Origin of the sequence: Streptomyces flavofungini, from assembly GCF_041028215.1 — a bacterium.
Lineage (GTDB): Bacteria > Actinomycetota > Actinomycetes > Streptomycetales > Streptomycetaceae > Streptomyces > Streptomyces flavofungini_B.
The window spans coordinates 1-1,419 of the sequence record NZ_JASKYR010001323.1 but is presented as its reverse complement, the minus strand read 5'-3'; the positions used below and the strand labels follow the sequence as shown (position 1 = coordinate 1,419).

The 1,419-nt window shown below is 75.3% G+C and carries 1 protein-coding gene; it reads left to right on the top strand.

The window, feature by feature from the left end; all coding sequences use genetic code 11:
• Positions 1-1,419: hypothetical protein (locus AB8Z36_RS40785; protein ID WP_369218389.1), on the top strand; the 1,419-nt coding region annotated here is incomplete at both ends.

Below are 1,419 nucleotides of genomic sequence, written 5' to 3'. Positions count from 1 at the left end.
CGCCCTCACCGCTCGGCGCCTTCTTCGGGCGGACCTTCCGCGGGGACTGGGCCGGTTCCGCGCAGGCCGCGCTCTGGCCCTTCGCGCTGCTGCTCCTCAGCGGCCTCGCGCTCGCCGTCCCGTCGTACGGGCAGGACGACGAAGCGGTGGTCGGCTTCACCGACCGGCTGCGGGTGGCCCTCGCGCTGCTGCTCCAGTCGGTCGGCGGCGGCTTCGAGCTCTCGGGGCGCGAGACGCGGCCCGGCACGGGCGGCTCCGGCGGCCTCGGGGACTCCGGCGGTCTCGGGGACTCGGACGGCTTCGGCGACTCCAGCGGCTTCGGTGACTCCGGCGGCTTCGGCGACGCGGGCGGCTTCGGCTCGGGCTCCGGCTCCTCGTCCGCGATGGAGGGCGCCGCCTCCCTGCACCTCATCCCGCTCACGGCGACCGTGCTGTGGCTCGTGGCGCTGTTCATCGGCGTACGCGTGCTGCGTGGCCGCATCCTCGCGCGGCAGCCCGGCCAGGGCGGCGCACCGGGCGCCACGGCCGGTCTGGAGGCCGCCGTCCGCGTCGCGCTCCTGGTGGCCCTCAGCACGCTCGGCCTCGCCCTCTTCGCCCAGCCGGAGATCGAGGGCATCGAACTCTCCTCGGCCCCGGCGCTCTCCGCGCTCGGCGCGCTGGTCCTCGCCCTCGTCGTCGCCTGCGCGGTGCTCCGCAGGGACGGCGCGAACTGGAGCGCGGGGGCCGTCCAGCGCCCCGGCGTCCAGGCCCTTCTGCGGGCCGCCGGAACCGCCGTACGCGCCCTCGTCATCGTCCTTGCGCTCTGCTCGGTCGTCGCTTTCATCAGCCTCACCCAGATCGACGACCTGGAGCGGGCCACCAACCTGGACGGCGACGACGACGTCTCGCCACTCCTGCTCGCGCTGCTCATCCTGCCGAACCTCGCGGTCACCGCGCTCGGCCTCGGCTGGGGCGCCGCGTCCGAGGTCGCCGTGCGCGGCAGCAACTCGTTGTACGGCGGCGGCTCCAAGAGCGAGACCTTCGGCCTCTCCGAGCTGGGCGACGTCACCAACGACTGGGCCGTCGTCGGCGCTCTCGCACTCGGCCTGGTCTGCGCGCTGACCATCGGCGTCCTGGCCGCGCGGCGCTGCGCGGGACGGGGCGAACAGCTGCTCGCGGGCGGCGTCTTCTTCGGGCTCGTCCTGCTGCTCGCCGGGCTCGGCGGGCTCCGCGTCGAGGTGTCAGGAGCGGCCACCGGCGGCACCGGGCTCGGGTCATCGAGCGGCGACGGCAGCGTGGAGGTCGGGCTCAGCGTGCCCGAGATGCTGCTCTTCGGGCTGCTGTGGATCTTCGCCGCCGTGCTGATCGCGCCGTACCTGCTGCGGATGACGGGCCAGGGCGGCGGTCCGGCCGCGCCCACGTACGCGCCCGGCATGCCGC